Origin of the sequence: Thiohalocapsa sp. (assembly GCF_022340605.1) — a bacterium.
Lineage (GTDB): Bacteria > Pseudomonadota > Gammaproteobacteria > Chromatiales > Chromatiaceae > Thiohalocapsa.
On record NZ_JAJDNQ010000159.1, the window covers coordinates 18,612 to 36,915 of the forward strand.

The window sequence follows — 18,304 nt, forward strand, 5'->3', positions numbered from 1 at the left end:
AGTCGAGCCAAGCTGCTGAATCAGGAGTAGTAACGATGTCGAGACTGATGGCCGTCCTGCTGGACGGCATCGCCCAGATCGAGTTCGACCGAGCCAAACCGCTGCCAGACTACCAGGGCGCCTATCTGGACAAGATGGACCGGCGCATGGACGCCGAGGGCATCGACATCGACGGCCACCGGCTGCCTGCGCCGGACCCCATGCAGAAGGCGCGGTTCATCGCCGCCAACCTCGCGCACGCCATCGTCAGCGACAACGAGGCCCAAGCGGCGGCCTTCACCACCTACCTCGCCGTGCGCCTGCCGGAGCTGAAGCAGGTCAAGCTCCGCCGGGAAGACGACGGCTTCGCCATCGAGCTCGACTTCGAGCAGGACTACATCAAGCAGCAGCCGGTGCAGTTCATGCCGTTGAAGCGATGAGGTCTCGGGTGGGTGCGCACATCCACATCCGGACCCGGCAGCAGCGGATAGCGCAAGCGCCGCACATCGCGCGCCTCGCCACCGGGGCACGCACGCGGCAATCGCCGTGGGAGCGCCACTGCCGTTCGTGGCGCGACCTGCCGCGCACTTGCGCGCGGTTGATCGCTGCCGGGGGGAGGAGGGAAGTCGCGTGCTGGTCGCGGCACCGAGAGTGCCGCCCCCACCGCGGCGGCTACTCCTCGCCGTCATCGCTCTCCGCGTAGCCCACGGGATAGATGATCGCGGCATTCACGCGGCAGCGCGCAAGGTAAGCGCCGCGCTGCTCGCCGCTCAGACCCTGGCCATCGGCCCAGCGGTTGCACTGATCCTCGTAGAACGCCAGGACCTGCGGGTCCTGCTTGTCTTGCGCGCCGGCCGGCCAGGCCACCGGCTCCGTCGCGGCCAGGGCCGCGGCCGACACCAACAAGCCACTCATCAAGAGCACACGCTTGGAGGTCTTCATCGTCTGGTTCTCTGCACAGGATGCGGGCGATTCCGCGGCCGGAATTTAGGGCCTGGCCGGGCCGATTGCACAGCACCGTTTGGCGGCGGGAACGCAGGCCATGGCGGGCGCTGGCCGGGCCGCCATGGCTCGAGCCACCCCGAACCCAGTACGGCCGGCAAGCGACGTCGCGGGCAACGCCGGCCGCCCTGCAAGCGTTGCGGAGGTAGTGTGGATAAGCGCAGAGACCGCGAAAGTATGTTGCTCGCCGCGATCCAAAGCGTTCTCTTGTAGGTCGGGCCGACGAAGGAGGCCCGACCAACCGGCGGTTAGGTCGCGCGGTGTCGGGTTTCGTTCCTCAGCCCGACTACGGAGCTAGTGCATTGATGCGAAAGTATCGAGACCACTCTCAACGCCGCCCGCGGCGCTGATCCGCGTCGACCTGGAGCCCGACACTCCGGCCGTGGATCGCGATGGCCGGAGTGTCGCCCTCCAGGGCGACACTTGCTGGCGCCGGATAGCGAACGGTATCGACAATTCCAAGGCCGTGCACTAGCCCCCTGCTTCAGCCTATTTTGCAGGATGCCAACCCGGGTGGGGCCGGAGCCGAGGAACCTGGTCGAAGTCTCTGCTCGTGGTCGTGGTCGTGGTCGTGGTCGGATATTCGACAACGATAAGGGAGACAGAGACGACGAAAGCAAAGTCAGGAAAAACGCTGCGCTAGCCGGCGTGCGCATAGCCGGCCGCGACCAGGGCATCGTGGATCTCCTCCAGGATGGCCGGGTCGTCGATGGTGGCGGGCATGCGGTACTCGGTGCCGTCGGCGATGTGCTTCATGGTGCCGCGCAGGATCTTGCCCGAGCGGGTCTTGGGCAGCCTTGGGACCACCAGCACGGTCTTGAAGGCGGCGACGGGGCCGATCTCCTGGCGGACCTTGGCCACGAGCTCCTTGGCGATATCGACCTCGGCGCGCTCGACACCGGCCTTGAGCACCACGAGCCCCAGCGGCAGCTCGCCCTTGAGCTGGTCGGCGACGCCGATGACGGCGCACTCGGCGACGTCCGGATGGCCTGCCAGTACCGCCTCCATACCGCCGGTGGAGAGCCTGTGGCCGGCGACATTGATGATGTCGTCGATGCGGCTCATGACGAAGAGGTAGCCGTCGTCATCGAAGTAGCCGGCATCGCCGCTGAGGTAGTAACCAGGCTCGGCGGACAAGTAGGACGCGCGGAAGCGCTCGTCGTTGCCCCACAGCGTCGGCAGGCAGCCCGGGGGCAGCGGCAGCTTGATCATGATGCGGCCGATGGTGCCGGGCGCCACCGCAGAGCCGTCGTCGCCCAGCACCTGCACGTCGTAACCCGGCACGGGCTTGGTGGGCGAGCCGGGCTTGATGGGCAGTTGCTCCAATCCCAGGCAGTTGGCCGCAATGGCCCAGCCGGTCTCGGTCTGCCACCAGTGGTCCACCACCGGCACGCCGAGGATCTCGCCGGCCCACTCCAGGGTGTTCGGGTCGCAGCGCTCGCCGGCCAGGAAGAGCGCGCGCAAGCTGCTCGTGTCGTAGCGCGCGAGATGCTTGGCCTCCGGATCATCCCGCTTGATGGCGCGGAACGCCGTGGGCGCCGTGAACAGCACGGACACCTTGTGTTGCTCGATGACCCGCCAGAAGGCGCCGGCGTCCGGCGTGCCGACGGGCTTGCCCTCGTAGATCACCGTGGTGCAGCCGTGCAGCAGCGGCGCGTAAACGATGTACGAGTGGCCGACGACCCAGCCGACGTCCGACGCGGACCAGAACACCTCCCCCGGTGCCACGTTGTAGACGTTGCGCATGGACCAGGTCATGGCCACCGCGTGGCCGCCGTTATCGCGCACCACACCCTTGGGCTGTCCGGTGGTGCCGGAGGTGTAGAGGATGTAGAGCGGGTCGGTGGCGGCCACCGGTACGCAGTCGGCGGGCTCGGCGGCGGCGGTCAGCGCTGCCCAGTCCAGGTCGCGGCCGGGCATCAGGTCCGCCGGCTGCTGCTCGCGCTGCAGGATCACGCAGTGCTCGGGCTGATGGCTCGCCTGCGCCAGCGCGTCGTCCAGCAGCGGCTTGTAGGCGACGATACGGCTCGGCTCGATGCCGCAGGAGCCGGCGACGACGACCCTGGGCTTCGCGTCGTCGATGCGCGTGGCCAGCTCTCGCGCCGAGAAGCCGCCGAACACCACCGAATGCACGGCGCCGATGCGCGCGCAGGCGAGCATCGCGATGGCTGCCTCCGGCACCATGGGCATGTAGACGATGACCCGGTCGCCCTTGCCCACGCCGAGCCCGCGCAGGGCGCCGGCGAAGCGCGCCACGCGCTCCTGAAGCTCCGCGTAGGTGATGCTGGCGAGCGTGCCCGTCACCGGGCTGTCGTGGATGATGGCCGGCTGCGCGCCTCGGCCTTGCGCCACGTGCCGGTCCACGGCGTTGTGACAGGTGTTGAGCTCGGCGCCGGCGAACCAGCGGTAGGCCGGCGCGTTGCTGTCGTCCAGCACCCGGTCCCAGCGCTGGTACCAGTCGATGGCCTCCGCTGCCTCGCCCCAGAAGCCCGCCGGGTCGGCGAGCGAGCGCTCGTAAGCCGCCCGCCAGGCGCCGGCGTGGGGAGCCGTGTCGGTGGATGCTGCGTCTGCCATGTGATGTTCCCCGGTGGTGTCGCGGCGCCTCACGGGCGGCCGCTGTGATTTGAGCGGGGAACGTTAGCGCAGCGGCGAAACCACGGCAATTGCGCGGGGGACAACTATGCAATGCATTGAAAAACGTGCCGGTTCAGGCGCACCGGCGTGCTCGGCGGCGGATGGGCGTATCGGCCCTGTTCTGCTTGCATTCCCGCACCGCCGCGCCCTGAATCGCGGCGAGGACGCCGCTCCCACGGCACTTCGCACTTCGCACTTCGCACTTCGCACTTCGCACTTCGCACTCAAGCATGCGCCACCAGCCGCACCGCATCCAACCGCAAATGCGCCCGGCGCAGCACCTGCCCGAGCCGCTCGCGGCGGTGGCGCAACTGGTCGATCTCGTCGGTGCGCACGGCGGGGTTGACGCGGGCCAGCGCGCTCAGACGCTCGATCTCGGCGTCCAGCATCGCTTCCATGCGCGCCACCGCGGCCTCGCGCATGGTGCTCACGGCGGCGTCGGCGCGCGCCTCGCCGGCGGCGAGCATGCGCTCGATGGCCGGCGTCTTGGCGGTGATGAGCGCCGAGGCGAGCTTGCGGTTGCCGGTGAGGCACTTGCCGGTGAGGGCGTCGGTGGCGATGGCCGCGGCGTGGTCGCCGCCGTGCTCGTCCAGCAGCAGCCGCAGCCCGAGCCGCGGCAGGAAGCGTTGCACCCGCAGCGCCGGCGGCGCCGGGCACTCGGCCACGTAGAGCATCTCCAGCAATAGCGCACCGGCGCGGAAGCCCGGACTGCGGGTCAGGATCAACGCCGCGCCGCCGAGGTCGGAGCCCGTAAGCTGATCCATGGCCGCGAGGGTCAGCGGATGCTCCCAGCTCAGGAACGACCGGTCCTCGTGCGCCAGGGCGTGGTTGCGGTCGAAAGTGACGGTGAGCCCATCCTCGGGCAGCCCGGGGAAGTGCTCCTGGAGCATGTGCCGGCCGGGGTGCAGCACCACCGAGCCGCCGAGCCCCGGCTCCTGGTCCACCCCGAAGGCGTCCCAGAACGCGCTCAGGTACTCGAACAGGGCCGGATCGCGATCGGCGGCCTCCATGGCCTGCACCAGGTCGGCAGAGACGTCCGGGCGATGCGAGCTGAGCTCCAGCAGCCGGTCGCGGCCGGCGGAGAGCTCGGCGTTCAGGCGCTCGCGCAGCGCCGCGGCGTCGCGCAGCAGGTCGTTGACGGACTCGCCGTCGGCGGCATCGCCGGCGAGCGCCGCGTGCAGCCGTGCCCCGAGCTGCTCGTAGACGGCAGGCGCCGCCGGACAGTGCCGGGCGAAAGCGTCCAGGCCATCGGCATACCAACGGTACAGGGTCTCCATGCCGGTACCGGCGATGTAGGGCACGTGGATCTCCACGTCGCGGGTCTGGCCGATGCGGTCGAGCCGGCCGATGCGCTGCTCCAGCAGTTCCGGGTCGAGCGGCAGGTCGAACAGCACCAGGTGGTGGGCGAACTGAAAGTTGCGCCCCTCGCTGCCGATCTCCGAGCAGAGCAGCAGCCGGGTGCCCTCCTCCGGGTCGGCGAAATAGGCCGCGGCACGGTCGCGCTCGACGATCTCCATGCCCTCGTGGAAGACGGCGGCGTGCACGCCATGACGCTCGTGCAGGTGGGTCCGCAGCGCCAGCACGGTCTCGGCACGAGCGGCAATGAGCAGCACCTTGGCCGGGTGCAGCTCGCGCAGCAGTTCCAGCAGCCAGGTCACGCGCGGGTCGTGCTCCGGCCAGGTGGCGCCGGCGGCCCGCTCCGGGTGGGTGGCGTCGGCGCCCGCCACGACGTAACCCTCGGGCGCCACCAGCGCATGGGCGTGAGGGTGGCGCTCCGGAAAGCCCGCCACCGCGGCGCGGGTGTTGCGGAACAGGATGCGCGAGGTGCCGTGGCGGTCCAGCAGGCGCTCGACGACGGTGTCGGTGGCCAGCCCAGTCGTGTCGCCGAGCGCCGCGTGCAGGCGCGTGGCCTGTTCGTCATCGAGCGGGACGTCCTCCAGGAGCCGCGCGGCGATCTCGGCCACGGCGGCGTAGTCCGCCTCCTCCGCCAGGAAGGCGTCGTAGTCCGAGAAACGCTCCGGGTCCAGCAGCCGCAGCCGGCCGAAATGCCCCATGCGCCCGAGCTGCTCCGGCGTAGCCGTCAGCAACAGCACCGCGGGTGTCTGGTCCGCCAACGCCTCGACGAGGTCGTAGTCGAGGCCGCTGTCCTCCGGCGTCCATTCCAGGTGATGGGCCTCGTCGACGATGAGCAGGTCCCAATCGGCGCCGAGCACGGCGGCGGCGTGGGACGGCGTCTCGGTGAGCAGGTCCAGCGAGCAGAGCACCCGCTGCTCGCTCTCGAAGGCGTTGCCGTGCCCGTCCGGCGCGCTGGCGTTGATGCGCTCGCGGTCGAACAGCGCAAAGCGCAGGTTGAAGCGCCGCAGCAGCTCCACCAGCCACTGGTGCAGCAGCGCCTCGGGGACCAGGATCAGCACCCGCCGCGCGCGGCCGTCCAGCAGCATTCGGTGCAGGATGAGGCCCGCTTCGATGGTCTTGCCGAGCCCTACCTCGTCCGCCAGCAGCACCCGCGGCGCGAGCCGGTCGGCAACCTCGGCGGCGATGTAGAGTTGGTGCGGGATGGGCGCGATGCGCGCGCCCATCAGGCCATGCACCGGGGCGAGCGGCCACTCGCCGCGATGGCTCCAGGTGTGCTGGCGCAGCCGGAACCAGGTGTCGCGGTCGAGCCGCGCGGCGAGGAGCTTCTGTTGCGGGCGGTTCAGGTGCAGGTCCGCCGCCAGCAACTGCTCCGGCACCTGCTGGGTGGCGCCGTCGGCGTCCTCGCCGCTGTAGACGAGCAGATTGGCGTGCTCCGCCACGGCCACGACGGTGAGCGTCTGGCCGTCGATATCGCGCACGACATCGCCGACACCGAATACCGCGCGCCACAACGGCGCGCTGCGCCGCGCATAAAGACGCTGCTCGCCGGTGGCCGGGAAACGCATGCTGACGGTGCGCTCATCGCTCGCCTCGACGATGCCGAGGCCGAGCTCGGCCTGAGTCTCGGACAGCCAGCGCTGGCCGGGCTTGAAGTCCTGTGGGGCTGGGTCGGCAGTTGGAGCAGGCATGCGCGATCGCGGTGTGTCGTTGGGTTGTAAATGATGGCGACCCGTTGCCCGGGCCGGCTCGAGGCTTCGGTCGTTGTCGGGCGCGGACACGCGCCCATGGCCGGCCTCGCCGGCAACGGGGAGCATGGATTAGAGCAGGCGCTGCGGGAGTCGGTGCCGGGCCATCGTGCTCGCTCGGGTTCGACCGGCTCTGCGTCGGAGCGGCGAAGCACTACACCGCCCCATGATAGCCGTCCGCGGCAGGTTCTGCCCGTCGGCTGCGGCCTAACGGCGCCCGCGCCCGCGAGCGCCCCCGCCCGGCTTGACCTCAGACAACGCCAGCAGGGGCCCGCGGTGCTTGAATGTCGGATTGTCTCCGGCAACGAACCACTACCATGCGATTCTTCGATCTCAAGTACCTGATCATCGCCGGCATGTTGCTGCCCTTCGTATTGGTGGCCATGGCGCTGGTGAGCCCGGAAGGGCCGGACTACAAGGTGGTGCAGCGCGGTGACGGCTTTCAGCTGCGCGACTATGCGCCGCTGCGGGTCGCCGAGACGAAGGTGGCCGGCGGCTTCGCGGAGGCGGACGACGCCGCCTACCCGCTGCTGCTCGACTACCTCCACGGGCGCAACAGCATGGGCCAGCAGGTGTCCATGATCGCGCCGGTGATGCAGCAGCAGGTGGACCTGGACGGCGATCAGGGCTGGCTGATGCAATTCACCATGCCCCAGGAATTTCCGCTGGGCATGCTGCCGCAACCGGCGGTTGCGAACGTCGACCTGCGCGAGCTCCCGGAACGGCTGATGGCCGCGCGCCGCTACCGCGGCGACTGGGATGAGTCGCACTGGCAACAGCAGGCGGACAAGCTGGTCTCCGCCGTCGAGCGGGCGGGGCTCACGCCCATCGGAGAGCCCGTCTTCGCGCGCTACAATGCCCCTTTCGTGCCCGGGTTTCTGCGCCGCAACGAGGTGCTGCTGAGCGTCCAGCGCTGAGCGCCCCCCCAACCGGCGTCAGCCCGGGGCGCGGAAGCCCACGGCAACGCCGCCACGGCGCGGCCCCCCATCGCCGGCAACAGGAGCGGGAGATGTCCATACCAGCATTGGCCGTGCGCGCTAGCGCACCCCTGCAGACCATCGATCCAAAGACCACCGAGGGCGCCGCCGGCTTGGCGAGCGGCGATCGGCACCTGAGCGAGCGGGTAGAACTGCCGCCGGCCGTCGACGCCCCACGCGAGGTCTACGCGACGCCCACCTTGAAGGAGATGAGCTGGTACGCGGACGGCCCCGAGGGCACCCGCCCGCTGGTGCTGCTGCACAGCGTCAACGCCGCTCCCAGCGTCTTCGAGATGAAGCCCCTGTTCGAGCACTACCGCGCCGAGCGGCGCGTGTTCGCCCCGGACCTGCCGGGCTTCGGCTTCTCGGACCGCAGCAACCGGCCCTATTCGCCGGCGCTCTACGCCGAGGCCATCGTGTCCTTCCTCACCGACGTGGTCAAAGAGCCGGCCGACGTCGTCGCCTTCTCGCTCAGCTCAGAGTTCGCCGCCCGCGCCTGCCTGGACGCGCCGGAGCGCTTCCACACGCTGGCACTGCTCTCCCCCACCGGCTTCAGCAACCGCCGCCTGCCCACCGGCGGCGTCGGCAAGGGCCTGCACCGGTTCTTTACGCTGCCGGGTCTGGGCCAGGGGCTCTACGGTCTGCTCACCAAGCGAGCCGGCATCCGCTACTTCATGCGCCAGAGCTATGTCGGCGAGCCGCCGGAGGAGCTCATCGACTACGCCTACGCCACCTCGCACCAGCCGGGGGCGATGCACGCGCCCTATCGCTTCCTGTCCGGGCAGCTCTTCACCGGCAAGGCGGTCGAAACGCTGTACGGCAAGCTGGAGCTGCCGGTGCTGGTGATCTACGACCGCGACGCCAACGTCACCTTCGATCTGCTGCCGGACTTCGCGCAGGCGCGGGGCAACTGGTTCACCACCCGCGTGGAGCCGACTCTCGGCATCCCGCAGTGGGAGCGGCCGACCCGCACCATCGCCGCGCTGGACGAGTTCTGGCGCACCGTGGAGGCGCTGAAGGCGGCCAAGAGCGACTGACGGCGGCAACACCGACGGCTCTCAGGCCGGCGGCTCACGGGGAAGGCTCGCGCACGGGTCATCCGGGACGTGCCCCGGAGGGTGCTGTTGCGAGCCGCATCCGACCCCATGTTGGCGTCGGCGGCAGCCAGCCGGCAAGCCCTAGCCCGCACGCAGAGCCTTCGCCGCCCACACGCCCCATGTCCGCCGCCCAATCCGATCCCCAGATCGACCTCCAGCCCGACACCCAACTCGGCCCCATCCGCCACATCCGCTTGCAACCCCAGCCCCGAATGGACATGCTCGCCCCCATCGCGATCCTCGAGCACCTCGAGGCGCGCCTGGCCGACGCCCTGGCCCGGTTGCAGCTGACGGCCGCGGGGGGCGTGCAGTCGCTGTTGCTGGCGCTGCCGCGCGCGCCGGCGGCGGCACCGCAGCTCGCGGGCCGACAGTTCCAATTCCAGCACGCCCAGCGCGGCGAATTGCACGTGGGCTACGGCGAGGCGCAGGCATGGCACGCCGCCGGCCCGGCGCGGCTGCGCACCCTGACCGACGCCTTGGCCACGACCGACTGGCGGCGCGCCGACCCGGACCAAACCGGTTTCGACGCCTTCGCGATGCTCGGCTTCGCCGCCGGCGACGAGCGCGCCTCCGCGGCCGCGGCGGACACCGACAGTTCCCTGCCGAACGCCATTCTGTGGGTGCCCGAGATCGGCCTCGTCAGCCGCGACCACGAGGCGGCGCTGGTGTTCTCGACGCCGCTGCCCGCCGCCCCGGACGCCGTGCTCGGGCGCTGGCGCGCTGGGCTGCGGCAACTGATACCGGCCCTGTACCGACCCCTCAACGGGCCGCTGACGCCGGCGCATCTTCTGCGTCAGCACGAGCAGCCGGACGCCGCCGGCTGGACCGACCTGGTGCAGGCGGCGCTGGCGCGCATCGGCGCCGGCCCCATCGAGAAGGTCGTGCTCTCGCGCCGGCTCGTGGTGCAGGGCCCCCGGCCCTTCGACATCGGCCGGCTGCTGAGCGCGCTGGGCTGCCTGTTCCCGTCGTGCCAGATCCTGAGCCTCAAGCGCAACGGGCAGAGCTTCGTCGCCGCCACGCCGGAGCGGCTGCTGGATCTGCGTGACGGCCGGCTGGAGGTGGACGCCATCGCCGGCACCGCGCCGCGCGCCGAGTCGGTGGCCGGCGACGCGGCCCTGCGGGACGCGCTGCTGGGCTCCGACAAGGACCTGCGCGAGCACCGCGTCGTCATCGACGCCATCCGCGCCGCCCTCGCCGACTGCTGCGACGCCTTTCGGGTGCCGCCGGCGCCGCGGGTGATGCAGCTCACCAACGCCCAGCACCTGTGGAGCCCCATCACCGCACGGCCGCGCCCGGGTGTGGACCTGTTCGAGCTCGCCGAGCGCCTGCATCCGACCCCCGCCACCAACGGCCAGCCACGGGACGCGGCGCAGGCCTGGATCAAGCACGCCGAGCCCTTCGACCGCGGCTGGTACACCGGCGCCGCGGGCGTGCTGCGACCGGACGGCACCGGCGAGCTTTGGGTACTGCTGCGCTGCGCGCGGGTGCACGAGGCCCACGCCGAGCTGTTCGCCGGCTCCGGCATCGTCGCGGGCTCCGACCCGGGCTCCGAGTGGGACGAGACCGAGGCCAAGCTCGCCGCCATGCTCTCCGCGCTGCAATACGCCTAGGGCCGCTACGCCCGAGCCACCCGCATGGATCAGGGCTGCATCAACCTGCGTTGGGCCGGCGCACTGCTGGCGGGGCTCGCCGCCGGCGGTGTCCGCATCCTGGTGCTGTCGCCGGGCTCGCGCTCGACCCCCGTGGTGCTGGCGGCGCAGCAGCGCGGCGATTTCACGCTGATCCCGATCCTGGACGAGCGCAGCGCCGGCTTCTTCGCGCTGGGGGCCGCGCGCGCCTCGGGCCGGCCGGTGGCGCTGCTCGCTACCTCCGGCTCGGCACCGGCGCACTGGTACCCGGCGGTCATCGAGGCCAGCGAGACCGGCGTGCCGCTGGTGCTGCTCTCTGCCGACCGGCCGCCGGCGCTGCGCGGCTTCGGCGCCAACCAGACCATCGACCAGACCCGGCTGTTCGGGGCCTTCGCGCGCGAGGCGCACGATCCCGGGCTGCCGCGCGCCGCTGATGCCGCGCTCAAGGCGGTCGCCAGCCTCGGCCTGCGCTGTGCCGTGATCGCATCGGGCTCGCGCCCAGGTCCGGTGCAGGTCAACCTGCCCTTCGAGGAGCCGCTGGTACCGGCGGCCGGCTGCGACGGGACGCTGCCGGCATGGCCGCCGGCGGGGCACGGGTCCACGGCGCCATCGGAGCCGACGGCGCTCGCGCCCATTTCGTTGCCACCCGGCCGCGGCCTCGTGGTCTGCGGGCCGGGCCTGTTTCCGGCTGGCTTTGCGGAATCCCTCTGCGCCACCGCCCGCCGCCTCGCGCTGCCGGTGCTGGCGGACCCACTCTCAGGGCTGCGCTTCGGCCCCGCGGCGGACAGCGTGCTCGCCCACTACGACGCGCTGCTGCGCCATCGCGAGGCAGCGGAGCGGCTGCGCCCGGAGTGGGTGCTGCGCTTCGGCGGCGCGCCCGTCTCCAAGGTGCTCGGTCAGTGGCTCAGCGGTGTTCCCGCCCTGCTGGTGGACCCCGCCGGCGGCTGGCGCGACCCGAGCCACGACGTGCAACGCCGGCTTGTCGCCCACCCGGCCGCTGTCTGCGCGGCGCTGTCGGCCGACGCCGAGCCCGACCGCGCCTGGAACGACACCTGGCACCGTGCCGATGCCCGCGTCCGCGACCTCGCCGACCAGCACCTGGCAGCCGCCCCCTGGTGCGAGGCCCACCTGATCCGCGCCCTGCTCGCGCGCATCCCTGCCGGCGAGGCCCTGCTGTGTGCCAACTCCCTGCCCATCCGCCAGCTCGACACCTGGTCCGGCACCCGCACCGAGGCCCTGGCGCTGCACGGCAACCGCGGCGCCAGCGGCATCGACGGGCAGTGCTCGACCCTGGCGGGGCTCAATTATGCCGGGCCACCCTGCTGGGGCCTGCTCGGCGACCTGTCCGCGGTGCACGACCTCAGTGGCTGGCTGCTGGGCGATCGATTCCGCCGGCCAGTGATCGTCATCGACAACGGCGGCGGGCGCATCTTCGACTACCTGCCCCAGCACGGGCTACCGGGCTTCGAGCAACTCTGGCGGACGCCGGTAGCACCGGACCTCGGCGAGCTGGCGAGCGTGTTCGGACTGCGGCATTGCCAAGTAGCCGATGCCAGCGCGCTCGACGAGGTCCTGGACGGTAACGGCACGCCCGCAGGAGAACCCGGCGCCGGTGGCCCACCGCTGGTGGAGGTCCGCATCGATGCGGATGCCTCCCGGGCGATGCACCTGGCATTCTGGAACGAGATCGCACAGACCAAATTGCTCGACTAGTGCTTCTCTGCGGAAACTCCGAGACCGGGCTCCCTCGTGGTCGTGGTCGTGGTCGTGGTCGAATATCCGGACAGTTGAGATCACGATTACGACAACGACAACGACAACGACAACGACAACGACAACGACAACGAGATTAGGAGAAACGCCGCACTGGTGCACTCATGCGGACGGGTCGAGGCCACGCTCGGGGCGGCTCATGGGGCTGATCCGTGTCGCCCTGGAGGGCGATACTCCGGCCGACACTCCGGCCTCGACTTCATCGCATTGCCATCGCCATCGCCCCACTCGCTCCGCTTTTCTTGCAACATTGCGGTCTAACCTGACCGGCAATGAACGGCAGTATCGGCGGAGCCCATGACCCATCCATCCGACGGCGACCTCGCCGACATCCTCGAGGCCGAGCAACGCGCCGGACGTCGGCGCCGGCGGCGACTGATCCTGCTCGCGCTGCTGGCGCTGGCGGCGCTGGGTGCGGGGCTGTGGCTGCTGCGTGGCGGCGACGAGAGCGGCATCTCATATAAGGCCGTCGATGTGCGCCGCGGCGACCTGGTGGTGCGCGTCTCCGCCACCGGCACGCTGGAGCCGGTGAACCAGGTGGACGTGGGCACCGAGATCTCCGGCACCATCGCCGTCGTCGATGCCGACTACAACGACACCGTCCACGCCGGCGACGAGCTGGCGCGGCTCGACACCGACCAGCTCGACGCCCGGCTGCGCCAGTCCGAGGCGGCGCTGACGCTCGCCCGCGCCCGGGTGCTGGAGGCGAAGGCGACCGTCACCGAGACCGCCAACCGCCTGCGCCGCACCCGGGACCTGCTGAAGAAACGGATGTCCTCGCAGGAGGAGCTGGACACGGCCACCGCCGCCCACACGCGCGCGACGGCGCAGCTCGCCGTCGCCGAGGCGCAGGTGGCGGAAGCCGAAGCGGAGCTGGACGACGTGCGCCGCACCCGCGAGAAGGCTGTCATCCGCGCCCCCATCGACGGCATCGTGCTGGAGCGCAAGGTAGAGCCGGGGCAGACCGTGGCCGCGTCGCTGCAGACCCCGGTGCTGTTCACGCTGGCCGAGAACCTGGCGCAGATGGAGCTGCACGTGGACGTGGACGAGGCCGACGTGGGCCGCGTCGCCGTGGGCCAGAGCGCCGAGTTCAGCGTCGACGCCTATCCGGACCGGCGCTTCCCGGCGCGCATCGAACAGGTGCGCTACGCCCCACAGACGGTGGAGGGCGTGGTTACCTACGAGACCCTGCTCGCCGTGGACAACGCCGACCTGTCGCTGCGCCCGGGCATGACGGCCACCGCCGAGATCCTGGTGCAGCGCCTGGACGACGCGCTGCTGGTGCCGAACGCGGCGCTGCGCTTCAGTCCGCCCCAACAACCGGGCAAGCAGGCGCAAGGTGGCGGCCGCGGACTGGTCGGCATGCTGCTGCCGCACATGCCCCATGGCCGCGGCGGCAACGGCGAGGGACACAAAGAGAACGGCGCCCGCGTCTGGGTGCTGCGGGGCGGCGAGCCGATGGCCGTGTCCATCAAGACCGGCGTCAGCGACGGCACCGACACGCAGGTTCTCGAAGGCGACCTCAGCGCCGGGCAGCGCGTGATCATCGACAGTACCGTGCGCAAGGGAGGCGGCTGATGGCGGACGCCGCGGGCAGACCGGAAGCATCCCCCGGCAGCGCCCTGATCGAGCTGCGCGCCGTCACCAAGGTCTACGGCCGCGGCAGCGCCGCCATGCACGCGCTGCGGGGCATCGATCTGGACATCGCCGCCGGCGAGATGGTCGCGGTGATGGGGCCGAGCGGCTCCGGCAAGTCCACGGCCATGAACATCCTCGGCTGCCTGGACACGCCCACCAGCGGCACCTACCGCTTCCGCGGCGTCGACGTGGGCACCCTGAGCCGCGACCAGCGCGCGCTGCTGCGACGTCACGCGCTGGGCTTCGTGTTCCAGGGCTTCAACCTGCTCGCGCGCACCACCGCGCTGGAGAACGTGGAGCTCCCGCTCATCTACCAGCGCGTGCGCCGCGTTGAGCGCCACCGTCGCGCCATGACGGCGCTGGCCGCGGTGGGCCTGACCGGCTGGGCCAAGCACACGCCGGCGGAGCTCTCCGGCGGGCAGCAGCAGCGCGTCGCCATCGCCCGGGCGCTGGTCACGGACCCGGCCGTGATCCTCGCCGACGAGCCCACCGGCAACCTCGACACCGCTCGCAGCCGCGAGATCATGGACCTGCTCTGCGCCATGAACCGCGAGCGCGGCATCACCGTCGTCATGATCACCCACGAGCAGGACATGGCCGCCTATGCCGGGCGTGTCGTGCACTTTCTGGACGGTCTGGTGGAGCCAGCCGCGACCGCGGTGGAGGACGCCTGATGCTCAGCAACAGCCTGCTGCTCGCCATCCGCGAGATCCGCCGCAACGTGCTGCGCTCGTTCCTGACCATCCTCGGCATCGTCATCGGCGTGGCCGCGGTCATCGTCATGGTCACGCTCGGACAGGGCGCCACGGCGGCGGTGCGCACCCAGATCGAGTCCCTGGGCACCAACCTGCTCATCGTCCGGCCGGGCCAGCACATGGGACCGGGCATGAGCTCGGACGCGCCGAAGTTCAGCCTGGCCGACGTCGCCGCGCTGCGCCACGACCTGCCGGCGCTGGCCGCCGTAGCACCGGCCGCCTCCAGCGCCATGACCGCGGTGGCGGGCAACGAGAACTGGTCCACGTCCGTCACCGGCACCGACAACGCCTATCTCGCCGCGCGCAGTTGGACGCTGGCCGCGGGCCGGCAGTTCACGCCGAGCGAGCTGCGCGCCGGCCGCGCCTCCTGCATCATCGGCGCCACGGTCCGCCGCGAGCTGTTCGGCGCCCAGGACCCCATCGGCCAGCGCCTGCGCCTGAAGAAGCTCGCCTGCGAGATCGTCGGCCTGCTGGAGGCCAAGGGCCAGAGCAGCATGGGCATGGACCAGGACGACCTGGTGCTGATGCCCATCCGCACCCTGCAACGGCGCATCGCCGGCGATCAGGACGTCGACGTCATCTACCTGTCAGTGAAGCCGGGCCGGTCCATGGACCGCACCATCGCCGACGTGGAGCGGCTGCTGCGCGAGCGCCGGCACATCGGCTCGATGGACGAGGACGACTTCCGCGTGCGCGACATGCGCGAGATCGCGAGCATGCTCGCCGGCACCACGACCGTGCTGACTTCGCTGCTCGGTGCGGTCGCCTCCGTGAGCCTGCTCGTCGGCGGCATCGGCATCATGAACATCATGCTGGTGTCGGTCACCGAGCGCACCCGCGAGATCGGCATCCGGCTCGCCATCGGCGCCCGCGAGGCCGAAGTGCTGATGCAGTTCCTGGTGGAGGCCGTGGTGCTGTCGTCCTTCGGCGGCCTGCTCGGCATCCTGCTCGCCCTCGGCACCGCGCTGCTGCTGGCCGGCGCGCTCAAGGTCCCCTTCATCGTCGACGGCGGCATCATCGCGCTCGCCTTCCTGTTCTCCGCCGCCGTCGGCATCGTCTTCGGCTGGTTCCCGGCACGGCGCGCCGCGCGGCTCGACCCCATCGAGGCGTTGCGGCATGAGTGAGGAACGCTTCAAGCACAACCGAAGCGTCGCGGACGTAGGGGGGATGAAGCGAAGAGACCGTGAAAGTCCTCGGTGTAGGTCGGGTTAGCGCAGCGTAACCCGACCTTGCGGCGGGGTAACCCGTTGATTGTCGGGTTACGCTATCGCTAACCCTAACTACCATCCGCTCGTTTTCGGCGTTGCGAGCAGCCTTGATCGTGAGTCCGTCCACCGCTGTAGGAGCGCCGTCCTCGGCGCGATGAGCAGCGAGTCGCGGCGAGGACGCCGCTCCCACGTGATGATCAAGGCGTTGCGAGCAGTACTTTTATGGTCTCTTCGCTTCTTCCACGGTGTTCCTGAACCGTTGCTCACCGCCAACGGGGGACCTTCTCCTGGGGCGCTGCGGGCGCTGCAATTGCGGATGCGTGATTGCAAGACCTGACCCCTAAAATGAGAGATTTACCCATCACTGGAAACCTGGAATACTCCAGCAAGGTGTCAGATCAAACCGGAACACGGCATGCAACATCGGCTGCTGCTCGTCATCCTGGCCTGCTGCGCGGTGGTCCTGCCGGGGAGTGCGACTGCAATGGGCAAAGCCTTCGTCATGTGCTCGGCCTGGAACGCCCGGTTGATCCATCCGGACGGCAGCCCCGCGGCCGGCGTGCGACTCACGCGCACCTGGAAATGGGCCTGGAACGGCACCACCGGCAGCGATAGCGCCACCACCGACGCCGACGGTCGGTTCCGCTTTCCGGAGGCCACGGCATCGGGCTTCTTCGCGGCATTGCTGCCCCACGAGAGCCACATCGCGCAGCGCGTGGAGGCCGACACGCCCGACGGCCCAATCACCATTTGGCGCGCGTCCAAGCGCGACTACGACAGCAACGGGGAGCTCGACGGCCGCCCGCTCGACCTAGTGTGCACGCTGACCGGGGAGCGGATGCGCGAGGGGCTGTTCATTTCCACCTGCGTCGAGGCCGATAAGCCATGATGCGACACCGGCAATGCCATCCCGGCATCCAGTCAAGCACGCGGCTTCCGAATCCCTTAATGGTCGGCGCCTGATGGCGTCGACTCTAGCGCGGCAGCCCGCCCCGCACGGGAAGCGCCGCGCCATCGGCCCTTCCGGCGTCGCAAGATCCAGCAGGAGCACAGCGCATGGCAGCCAACGAGAACTTCCTGGCACCGTCGCTCGCGGCGGACATCGCCAAGGCGGTCTACGAGATCCAAGAGGAATCGAACGTCACCGACGCCTTCGATCTCGGCGGCTTCAAGGCGTTGAACACGGCCTACGACACCGGCGGCGCGCAGGTGGTCAGCGCCCTCTCGGGGCTGCCGGTGTTCGGCTCGTCGGTGGGCACCAGCACTGAGGCCCGCGCGCGCTTCGCGAAGCCGCGCTGGCGCCCAGAGTCGGGCTTCGGCCTGGTCATGCAGTCGAGCGGCGCCGACCACCTGGTGGTGGCGACGCGCGGCACCGCTACCTTCGCCGACTGGCTGTCGAACGCCAACGTCGGCCTCGCCCGGGGGCCGCAAGGCCTGCTCGTCCACCAGGGCTTTCACAAGATCTACGAGCAATTCCGCCGGGACCTCATCACCACCACGGCGGCTTACGCCCCGCGCGTGGTGCACTGCGTCGGGCACAGCCTCGGCGGCGCCCTCGCTTCGCTGGCCGCGGTGGAGATCAAGGGGCGGATCGGTTGCGACGTGAAGCTCTACACCTTCGGCGCGCCCCGGGTCGGGCTGTCCCCGTTCTGCCGCACGCTCACCGACGACCTGCTCGCGGGCAACATCAAGCGCGTCTGGAACCCGGCGGACCCAGTGCCGATGGTGCCGCTGTGGCCCTTCGCGCACGGGCCGATGCCCGGCGACGGGCTGATGCTGCCGAACACGGGCCTGTCGCTGAACCCGTGGAAGCACAAGATGAGCGCCTACGGCACGCTCGTCACCAAGCTGGACTGGGAGCAGGTCGCCGCGAGCGGCCACCGCGACAACGTCACCGGCGGGGTCGAGCAGGCGCTCGCCATCGCCGGGGACGCCGTGACCCTGCCGGGGACCGGACTCTGGGCACTAAGCAAGGCGCTCAGTCTCGTGCTCAAGCTGGCGGCGCATATCGTGCAGGCGGGCCTGACCACTGCCTTCACCTCGCTTGACATGATCGCCCGACTACTGGAGCGCGCCGCGGACCTGGCCACACAATTGGGCTACTACCTCCAACAGCTGATCGGGCTCGTGCTCCGCTTCCTCGGCCGCCAGGCCATGTCCGGGGTGGAGCTGACCCGCGCCTTTCTCCGCTACGTCCTCGGCCTGCTGTTCGACGCCGTGGCCATGGCCGCACGCCGCGCGCTACACCGCCCGGAGCTCTGAGAGCCCAAACGGGACCGACCCGAAGATATCCCCACGAATTGCGCCGCGCTGACCGGGCGCCACCGGCGCGGCCCACTGGGAGCGCCGGCTTCCAGCCGGCTCGCCGCGTGCCCGGCTCGATGCCGGGCACGCGGCGTCTGGGGCCTCGACACGCATATAATCCTCTGTCCAGGCGACAGATGTTTTGCGGGCACCTCGGGGTCTATCCCGGCTTCCCGCGCTTTGATCCTCGCGGAGCTCGGCCGCAACC

General features: G+C 70.5%; 13 protein-coding genes. 10 read left to right on the forward strand and 3 right to left on the reverse strand.

Annotated elements, in window-relative coordinates; translation table 11 throughout:
• Nucleotides 1-35: 35 nt before the first annotated feature.
• Complete coding sequence (locus LJE69_RS19700) at nucleotides 36-419, forward strand: hypothetical protein (RefSeq protein ID WP_296927769.1); 384 nt, start codon at nucleotides 36-38, stop codon at nucleotides 417-419.
• A gap of 232 nt (nucleotides 420-651) precedes the next feature.
• On the opposite strand, the gene LJE69_RS19705 is transcribed toward LJE69_RS19700, so the two are convergent.
• The 3 genes from LJE69_RS19705 to rapA all read right to left on the reverse strand — a co-directional run bounded on the left by LJE69_RS19705 (nucleotide 652) and on the right by rapA (nucleotide 6,659).
• Entirely contained in the window at nucleotides 652-921 is a 270-nt protein-coding gene (locus LJE69_RS19705; RefSeq protein WP_296927770.1) for a hypothetical protein, read from the reverse strand.
• Nucleotides 922-1,620: 699 nt separating this feature from the next.
• Nucleotides 1,621-3,555: a propionyl-CoA synthetase gene (locus LJE69_RS19710; RefSeq protein WP_296927771.1), complete on the reverse strand. Its 1,935-nt coding sequence runs from the start codon at nucleotides 3,553-3,555 to the stop codon at nucleotides 1,621-1,623.
• Nucleotides 3,556-3,839: 284 nt separating this feature from the next.
• The gene (rapA, locus tag LJE69_RS19715) at nucleotides 3,840-6,659 is read right to left on the reverse strand and encodes an RNA polymerase-associated protein RapA (RefSeq protein ID WP_296927772.1); all 2,820 of its coding nucleotides are present in this window, start codon (nucleotides 6,657-6,659) and stop codon (nucleotides 3,840-3,842) included.
• 374 nt (nucleotides 6,660-7,033) lie between these two features.
• Here rapA and LJE69_RS19720 point away from each other — a divergent pair, with 374 nt between their 5' ends.
• From LJE69_RS19720 to LJE69_RS19760, 9 genes are all read left to right on the forward strand, one after another.
• Complete coding sequence (locus tag LJE69_RS19720; RefSeq protein WP_296927773.1) at nucleotides 7,034-7,633, forward strand: heme-binding protein; 600 nt, start codon at nucleotides 7,034-7,036, stop codon at nucleotides 7,631-7,633.
• Between the two features lie 92 nt (nucleotides 7,634-7,725).
• Nucleotides 7,726-8,730 (forward strand): alpha/beta hydrolase, encoded by a 1,005-nt coding sequence (locus LJE69_RS19725; protein WP_296927774.1) that lies wholly within the window; start codon nucleotides 7,726-7,728, stop codon nucleotides 8,728-8,730.
• A gap of 179 nt (nucleotides 8,731-8,909) precedes the next feature.
• Nucleotides 8,910-10,400, forward strand: a complete 1,491-nt coding sequence (locus LJE69_RS19730) for an isochorismate synthase MenF (RefSeq protein ID WP_296927775.1) — start codon at nucleotides 8,910-8,912, stop codon at nucleotides 10,398-10,400.
• A 24-nt stretch (nucleotides 10,401-10,424) separates the two neighbouring features.
• Nucleotides 10,425-12,131, forward strand: a complete 1,707-nt coding sequence (menD, locus tag LJE69_RS19735; protein WP_296927776.1) for a 2-succinyl-5-enolpyruvyl-6-hydroxy-3-cyclohexene-1-carboxylic-acid synthase — start codon at nucleotides 10,425-10,427, stop codon at nucleotides 12,129-12,131.
• 357 nt (nucleotides 12,132-12,488) lie between these two features.
• Nucleotides 12,489-13,769, forward strand: coding sequence for an efflux RND transporter periplasmic adaptor subunit (locus tag LJE69_RS19740; protein WP_296927777.1), 1,281 nt, complete (start codon nucleotides 12,489-12,491; stop codon nucleotides 13,767-13,769).
• Nucleotides 13,769-14,503: an ABC transporter ATP-binding protein gene (locus LJE69_RS19745; protein WP_296927778.1), complete on the forward strand. Its 735-nt coding sequence runs from the start codon at nucleotides 13,769-13,771 to the stop codon at nucleotides 14,501-14,503. Before LJE69_RS19740 ends, LJE69_RS19745 begins: the two co-directional genes overlap by 1 nt.
• On the forward strand, nucleotides 14,503-15,708 hold the full coding sequence (locus LJE69_RS19750) for an ABC transporter permease (protein ID WP_296927779.1): 1,206 nt from the start codon (nucleotides 14,503-14,505) through the stop codon (nucleotides 15,706-15,708). Before LJE69_RS19745 ends, LJE69_RS19750 begins: the two co-directional genes overlap by 1 nt.
• A gap of 499 nt (nucleotides 15,709-16,207) precedes the next feature.
• Complete coding sequence (locus LJE69_RS19755) at nucleotides 16,208-16,681, forward strand: carboxypeptidase-like regulatory domain-containing protein (protein ID WP_296927780.1); 474 nt, start codon at nucleotides 16,208-16,210, stop codon at nucleotides 16,679-16,681.
• A 167-nt stretch (nucleotides 16,682-16,848) separates the two neighbouring features.
• Entirely contained in the window at nucleotides 16,849-18,054 is a 1,206-nt protein-coding gene (locus LJE69_RS19760; protein ID WP_296927781.1) for a lipase family protein, read from the forward strand.
• Nucleotides 18,055-18,304: the final 250 nt, after the last annotated feature.